This window comes from Bacillus sp. P4_D3 (assembly GCF_056401855.1).
The window spans coordinates 1-6,826 of the sequence record NZ_JBFUIN010000158.1 but is presented as its reverse complement, the minus strand read 5'-3'; the positions used below and the strand labels follow the sequence as shown (position 1 = coordinate 6,826).

10 protein-coding genes are annotated in these 6,826 nt (G+C 34.6%); 2 read left to right on the top strand and 8 right to left on the bottom strand.

Translation table 11 applies throughout. The annotated features are described in order from the left end of the window. Positions 1 to 327 precede the first annotated feature (327 nt). Positions 328 to 1,530 (top strand): LCP family protein, encoded by a 1,203-nt coding sequence (locus AC1DTM_RS15535; RefSeq protein WP_016103792.1) that lies wholly within the window; start codon positions 328 to 330, stop codon positions 1,528 to 1,530. A 149-nt stretch (positions 1,531 to 1,679) separates the two neighbouring features. Further along, on the top strand, positions 1,680 to 2,120 hold the full coding sequence (locus tag AC1DTM_RS15530) for a hypothetical protein (protein WP_002010734.1): 441 nt from the start codon (positions 1,680 to 1,682) through the stop codon (positions 2,118 to 2,120). A gap of 33 nt (positions 2,121 to 2,153) precedes the next feature. On the opposite strand, the gene AC1DTM_RS15525 is transcribed toward AC1DTM_RS15530, so the two are convergent. The 8 genes from AC1DTM_RS15525 to AC1DTM_RS15490 form a co-directional block, all read right to left on the bottom strand. Beyond that, a complete protein-coding gene (locus AC1DTM_RS15525; protein WP_199715087.1) occupies positions 2,154 to 2,927 on the bottom strand; it encodes a sulfite exporter TauE/SafE family protein in 774 nt (257 codons plus the stop codon). A gap of 33 nt (positions 2,928 to 2,960) precedes the next feature. After that, positions 2,961 to 3,440, bottom strand: coding sequence for a DsrE/DsrF/DrsH-like family protein (locus AC1DTM_RS15520; protein ID WP_002159190.1), 480 nt, complete (start codon positions 3,438 to 3,440; stop codon positions 2,961 to 2,963). Between the two features lie 88 nt (positions 3,441 to 3,528). Then, a complete protein-coding gene (locus tag AC1DTM_RS15515; protein ID WP_016103790.1) occupies positions 3,529 to 3,888 on the bottom strand; it encodes a rhodanese-like domain-containing protein in 360 nt (119 codons plus the stop codon). Positions 3,889 to 3,926: 38 nt separating this feature from the next. Next, a complete protein-coding gene (locus tag AC1DTM_RS15510; protein ID WP_016103789.1) occupies positions 3,927 to 4,157 on the bottom strand; it encodes a sulfurtransferase TusA family protein in 231 nt (76 codons plus the stop codon). A gap of 22 nt (positions 4,158 to 4,179) precedes the next feature. Next, entirely contained in the window at positions 4,180 to 5,316 is a 1,137-nt protein-coding gene (locus AC1DTM_RS15505) for an MBL fold metallo-hydrolase (protein WP_477000445.1), read from the bottom strand. Positions 5,317 to 5,354: 38 nt separating this feature from the next. After that, positions 5,355 to 5,915, bottom strand: a complete 561-nt coding sequence (locus tag AC1DTM_RS15500; RefSeq protein ID WP_016103787.1) for a sulfurtransferase TusA family protein — start codon at positions 5,913 to 5,915, stop codon at positions 5,355 to 5,357. Between the two features lie 88 nt (positions 5,916 to 6,003). Next, entirely contained in the window at positions 6,004 to 6,267 is a 264-nt protein-coding gene (locus tag AC1DTM_RS15495) for a metal-sensitive transcriptional regulator (protein WP_016103786.1), read from the bottom strand. Between the two features lie 418 nt (positions 6,268 to 6,685). Continuing rightward, the coding region (locus AC1DTM_RS15490) for a GNAT family N-acetyltransferase (RefSeq protein ID WP_477000446.1) at positions 6,686 to 6,826 on the bottom strand (141 nt) is incomplete at its 5' end.

Sequence of the window (6,826 nt, the reverse complement as noted above, 5' to 3'; positions counted from 1 at the left end):
GTGTATGATTCATTACGCTCTCTCCTTCATCCGTAAAATCCTTCTTTATTATATAAGAAATGCTTTTAAAGCTAACCGATTCTTCTTGGCTATATTTCAACAAATCTTACTTCTCTATCACTTTCTCACAATACATATTTTCATTTCTACTAAAACACATTATACTTGTTCTACATCTTAAAAATAAAATATAGAAAATCTGACTTTTTATAAATAAATTGAATTTTTACGAAATGTAAATGATTTGTAATGTTTTTTTTCGCTAAATTTCATTATAATAAGTGGATATGAGTGTCRTATTTCAATCCAAATGAAGGAGTACAATCAATGGAGCAAAACCCATCTTTGCAAGAAAATACAAGAAATAAACCGAAAAAAAGTAAGAAAAAAACAAAAATTATTATAAGCGCTATTTTATTCTTTTTAATAGTAGGTGGCGGTTATACTTGGTTTTTAGTAAATAAAGCATCTTCTGCTATTCGAAATGCCGCTCACGATTTAGCGCGCGGTGATAAATCTGATTTACGTGATAAAGCTGTAAAACCTATTACAAATAACGTCTCTGTCTTAATAATGGGTGTTGATGAAAGCGATGTCCGTGGGAAAGAATATGGTGAAGCTATAAGAACGGATGCACTATTACTTGCAACGTTTAATAAAGATAGCAAAACTGTAAAACTATTAAGTATTCCACGAGACACATATACTTATATTCCAGTAGAAAAGAAAAAAGATAAAATTACACACGCTCATGCATTCGGTTCTACCAAAAATGGAAAAGATGGCGGACCACAAGCAAGTATTGATGCAGTTGAAAAATTAACGAATGTTCCTGTCGATTACTTTGTAAAATTTAACTTTAAATCATTTATAAAAATCGTCGATGATTTGGGCGGAATTGAAGTTGATGTACCAGTTGAATTTACTGAGCAAGATAGCAATGATACTGCTGAGGCAATTCATCTGCAAAAAGGTGTTCAAAAGTTAAATGGCGAAGAAGCTCTTGCTCTTGCTAGAACAAGGCACATCGATAGTGATGCGATGCGTGGTCAACGTCAGCAACTCGTTATTGAAGCCATTTTAAAGAAACTAACGAGCGTTGGGTCAGTAACAAAAGTTGGTAACATCATTGATGACATTAATGGCCAATTCGTTACGAACTTAACATTCGATGATATGCTTTCATTCTATAAATATGGAGCAGATTCTTCAATTGAGAAATTACAAATTCAAGGTGAAGACTGTTACATGGCAAAAGGTGATGATACATGTAGTAAGTCAGCTGGTGGTGGCCGAACTTACTACTACAATCCAGATAAAAAAGAATTAGCTAATGTTACAAACGAACTTCGTAGTCACCTTGGATTACCTGCCTATACAAAATCAGATTCAGATTCGAAAAAAACAAGCTCAGAGAAAACAAAAGAATCTAAGTCTGAAAATACGAGTGAACGCGAATCAAGTAACGATGAAACTCAAAATAAGAATAACAGTGAAGATACAGAAACATCGTCTAATGACAATGAATAAAGTGAAGCAGTGCTCTATGGAGGTAGAGCACTGCTTCTTTTTAATGCTTTTAAAATAAAAAAATCAGAACTTTCCAACTATCTTTTTTAATATTTTTAAATTATAATAAATAATAGTAATCTATTCCAATTATCAGGGGGCTCACACATATGAAAGCTGCAGTAAAACATAACATTTCAGATTTTAAAGAGTACTTAAAATCAAACGATATATACATGGAAGAAAATATAGATGAAAATGATGGTTCGGTACATTTTTCAGTAGGGTTAGAAACAGAAGCTGGCGCAAAGATTCAACTTATCGCTGCTTTCCAAAGCGAACATCCTGCTGTGGATATATACTGCTTCAATGTTGCTCTTGTACCTGATTCAACATCAAAAAATGACATTTTACATGTCATCAATGAATTAAACACATCTTATCGATTTGCAAAATTCACGCTAAACAAACAAAATGCAATTGATATTTCAACATCTCTTGCATTCTCAGAACCAAACTTTAATCCCGCACTTGTCTTTGAACATACGAGAATGCTATATAAACTGGCAAACGATGAATATAAGAACTTAATGAAAGTTATTTGGGCGTAAATAAAAAGATGGTGCTACAAGAGCACCATCTTTTTATTTCGATATCATATCAACCCACATCTTTATCGCAGTTCCTACAATTAAAGTAGACAATACATACTGCAAAACTTTTTGATTCACTCTCTTCCCTACTCTCACTCCAAGAGGAGCGGCAAATAAACTTGCTATCGCAACGATAAGAGCCGGAATAACAACTATTTGTCCAGTAATCACTTTCCCAGTAGTAATTCCTATCGAGGAAATAAAAGTAATAGCGATAGATGTTGCTATTGTTGTACGTATCGGTAGTTTTAAAACAACTAGCATAATCGGGACTAAAAGAAACGCACCACCAGCACCAATAATGCCGGAAACACTTCCTACAATAAACGCTAGCAAACTAGCGAGCCACTTATTGTACGTAATTCCTTCTGTCCCCTTACGATTGCTTCGCCTTGGTATAAACATCATAATAGCCGCAATAGTAGCTAGTAATGTGTAAACAACATTTACAGCATGCTCATTTAATAAATTCGCACTAAAGCTACCTACAAAGCTTCCTATTAATATACTAGCTCCCATATACACAACTAACGTTTTATCCATATCGTTACTTTTCCTATACGCCCACGTGCCTGCAAAAGTTGCAAAGAATACTTGAATCGCTGTAATACCACTCACTTCATGTGATGTATATCCAGCAAATCCTAGCAATACTGGAATGTATAAGATCATCGGATAATTAATAATTGCACCGCCAATCCCAACCATTCCTGAAATAAGCGATCCTATAAACCCAATAATAAAAAGTAGCACCGTTAAACTCATATTGTATCCCCCGCCTTCTAAAAAGAAGGTGATTTAAATAAATAAATTCACATTCCCATCCGAAGCATCTGCTAAATATACACCTACTCCTGCAAACTCTACCCCTTCCATAATCTCTTCCTCTTTTAACCCTAATAAATCTACTGTCATTTGACAAGCTACAAGCTTAACTCCCTGTTCTTTCGCCATATCAATTAAATCAGGCAAAGGCATCGCATTATGCTTCTTCATAATACCTTTAATCATCTTTGGCCCCATACCAGCAAAATTCATTTTTGATAATCCCATCTTATCAGCGCCGCGCGGCATCATTTTTCCAAACACTTTCTCTATAAACGTTTTCTTTACTTTCACATGCTCATCTTTCCTAAGGGCATTTAAGCCCCAGAAAGTATGAAAAATAGTCACCTCTTGATCGTACGCCGCTGCACCATTTGCAATAATATAAGCTGCCATCGCTTTATCATAATCTCCACTAAATAAAACAATCGTCGTTTTCTTCTGTTGTTCCATGTTGTCCTCCTCTTAATTACCTATAGGGGTATTTTAAAAATTGTAAAAAGGCTCCAATTATCTAGCTACACCCGATACTATTTTCCCCTTACAAAGCGTTCATACCGCCTGAAACATTTATAACGCGCTGAAATCCTAATTTCTTTAATACTTTTGCTGCTTGCTTACTTCTCATCCCGCTCTGACAAATAACAATTACTTCCTTATTTTTATCTAACTGATTTACTTTACTAGCTAACTCATTTAGCGGGATATTCTGAAATCCCTTCATATGATTTCCTCTATATTCACCTACTGTACGAACATCGATAAAGTGTTTTCCCTGTTTTCCCACTATACTCTTTAATTCTTTTCCATTTATATTTTGAACACCTTTCATCGGTAAAACACGTGAAATAACAAACCATGCAGCAAGTACAATGAAAAGCGTACTTAATATTGTATTCATATAACCACCCTCTCCGCATTTACAAAACTAGTTCTTCACTACGCCTTCTTAATCCAAAACTTCAGCACATCGTCTTCTATATTATGCTTTACTATTTCATGACCACCTGTTTTTGACCATGCTGGAATATCCTTAATTGACCCTTTATCCGTTACATGTACTTCTAACACTTCTCCAGATTGTAAAGTATCCATCGCTCTCTTCGTTCTTACAATCGGCATCGGACATGCTAAACCTTTCGCATCTAATACTTGTTTTATATTCATCATCTATACCTCCAGTTTGTTATTTTTATAATGAATCATGCACTGCACAGCGATTTGGACCAATCTCCATTTCACGCTCTTCTTCCACATTCGGATGAATTTTTCCCATATTCGTTTGACGAATTTCTTGATAAGCATTCGGCTGAGGTGGTAGATTCTCCGTTACAATTTTGCGGAATTCATTCTCATCTTTAATATTTAATCCTACATTCACTTCAAACAATTGTTTTAAATTAGCACTCACAATCCCATTTTCATCCATTTCACTTATTTTTGAGTAATGAGCTGGTAAAACAATTAACTCTTGAGATAATTCCTTATAGCGCTTATATAATGTATTTCGTAAATCACTCACCCAATCTTCAGCATTACCAGCCAGATCTGGACGCCCAATTGAATCTACAAATAAAATGTCACCTGATAATAAATAGGAATCATCTACAATAAATGATGTACTTCCAATCGTATGCCCCGGTGAGTATAACGCGTCAATTTCAATTTTGGTACCCCCCACCGTAATAACAGATCCTTCTATAAGCGGTTCGTATGAGAAAACGACTTCCTCGGCATCTTTTGGAGGTAACCAATACGTACCACCTACTTTTTCAGCTAACTTACGCCCTCCAGAAATATGATCTGCATGTAAATGTGTATCCATTACATTCGTAATAGTAGCTCCGTTCTCTTTTGCAAAATCTTCGTATGCTTTAATCGTTCTTACCGCATCAATGACTGCTGCTTCACCGTTTGAAACTACCATATAAGATAAACATCCTTTTCCAAGACGATTAAATTGATATATACTTCCCCCGCCCTGTACATCCCCTACCTTTACCGGCTTCACATACTCACTCCAAGCTTTCATACCGCCAGCTAAATAATAAATATTATTGAAACCCTCATCTAACAATTGCTCTGCGACAAACTGAGAAGAGCCCTCTTTCGCACATACAACTAAAATCTCTTTCTCTCTCGGTAATTCATTTACAATATGTTCTACAACATCTAATAAATCAAAATACGGTTTATTTATAGAAGAGATTTGTTTCCCTTCAATTTTCCACTCTTCATAATCCGTTTCATTACGAACATCTAAAATAAACAACTCTCCGAATAACACTTTCTCTGCGATATCTTTTGCTTGTAACGGTTTAACGTGCATTTAATTACCCCCATAGGTATATTTTCATTTAAAAAATTTTATTTTTCTATATTCCCTTGCCACTCTAACATACCTGGAATGACATTTTTCACGTTTGAATAACCTTTCTCTTTCAACATTTGGCAAGCTATATCACTGCGATTACCCGTTCGGCAAACAACATAAATTGGTTTCGCACTGTCTAACATAGCACTATCTAATTCACCTAACGGCACCGAAATTGCGGATGGAATATGACCAAAGACGAATTCCGCTTCTTCACGAACATCTAATACAGTGCACTCTTCACCACTTAATAATATATTTTGCAATTCCCCATTCGTAATTGTATGAGGATATTTCACAACTTCATTCACTTCATGTTCGTGTGATTTTCGTACATAATGCTTTAATACATTTCCCTCTTGTTTCGTTCCGATATATTGATGCCCTACTTTACTTGACCAACTTTTTATATCTAACGTCGATCCCTTATCCGTCGCCTCTATTTCAATAACTTTCCCTGCTGCCAACCCTTCCATCGCCTTTTTCGTCTTCACAATTGGCATCGGACAAGCCAATCCTTTACAATCTAAACTCGTATCAATTTTTATACTCATAATCATTTCCTCCATAATCAATATACATATACCTGTATGGGTATATTAAAATGTTTTTAAAAATCTGTCAACACATATGTTTGACAGATTATCGGCTTTTTACAAGTAATTGAACAGCTTCTCTAATTAATTCTTCATTTGAGCCATTACCTTTTTCAAACTGCTCACGCAAACATTGCTCTAAATTTGTTCCCACAACGAGTCCAATTGTACGATCTAGCGCAGAACGGGATGCAGTTAACTGTGTAATAACATCTCGGCAATCTTTTCCCTCTTCCATCATGCGAAGCACACCACGAACTTGACCTTCAATACGTTTCAATCTATTTTTCATATCTTGATTATATTCCACTGTAAACCACCTCCGTAATTATAACTATATTATACATTACTTTTTAACTTTGTATAATATCATATACCCTCAAGGGTATATTGTAAAGCGGTTTGTTTTTTTGTAAAACCTTCTAGGGTATAGTAAAAATGCACTGCATTGTAGTCCATCTAATTTATTCTCTTTACCCTTTTCTAACTCTTGATCGACAGCCTTTACTGACTAATAATAAAGTTGTTTAATTTTAAGGGTGTGAATCCGCATTGCTACGTTGTTAAACTGTTCCATTTCAATAACAAAGTTGTTTAAAAATACGGTAGTGTATAGTTTATAATGAAGTGTAGACAAATACTGTTCGACTTATTAAATTATTTAAACTTTGAAATAGAAGATATAAGAATAGCCTACATTTTAAGGAATATAGGCTAAGCAATATAAGTTAATCTGTTATTAATTTTGAATAAATACTTAGATCAATAAACTTTTCATTAGATTTTTCACACTTTCTCATTGTCCCTTCGAATGTAAAGTTTAACTTTTGTAAGACTTTTATTGAATTRATGTTTTCAGATTCAACTTT

What these genes read in the sequence shown, in the direction of transcription:
- AC1DTM_RS15515 (WP_016103790.1), bottom strand. Translation starts at nt 3,888, where the DNA reads ATGAATACAATATTAAGTACGCTTTTCATTGTACTTGCTGCATGGTTT.
- AC1DTM_RS15520 (WP_002159190.1), bottom strand. Translation starts at nt 3,440, where the DNA reads ATGGAACAACAGAAGAAAACGACGATTGTTTTATTTAGTGGAGATTAT.
- AC1DTM_RS15525 (WP_199715087.1), bottom strand. Translation starts at nt 2,927, where the DNA reads ATGAGTTTAACGGTGCTACTTTTTATTATTGGGTTTATAGGATCGCTT.
- AC1DTM_RS15505 (WP_477000445.1), bottom strand. Translation starts at nt 5,316, where the DNA reads ATGCACGTTAAACCGTTACAAGCAAAAGATATCGCAGAGAAAGTGTTA.
- AC1DTM_RS15500 (WP_016103787.1), bottom strand. Translation starts at nt 5,915, where the DNA reads ATGAGTATAAAAATTGATACGAGTTTAGATTGTAAAGGATTGGCTTGT.
- AC1DTM_RS15535 (WP_016103792.1), top strand. Translation starts at nt 328, where the DNA reads ATGGAGCAAAACCCATCTTTGCAAGAAAATACAAGAAATAAACCGAAA.
- AC1DTM_RS15510 (WP_016103789.1), bottom strand. Translation starts at nt 4,157, where the DNA reads ATGATGAATATAAAACAAGTATTAGATGCGAAAGGTTTAGCATGTCCG.
- AC1DTM_RS15530 (WP_002010734.1), top strand. Translation starts at nt 1,680, where the DNA reads ATGAAAGCTGCAGTAAAACATAACATTTCAGATTTTAAAGAGTACTTA.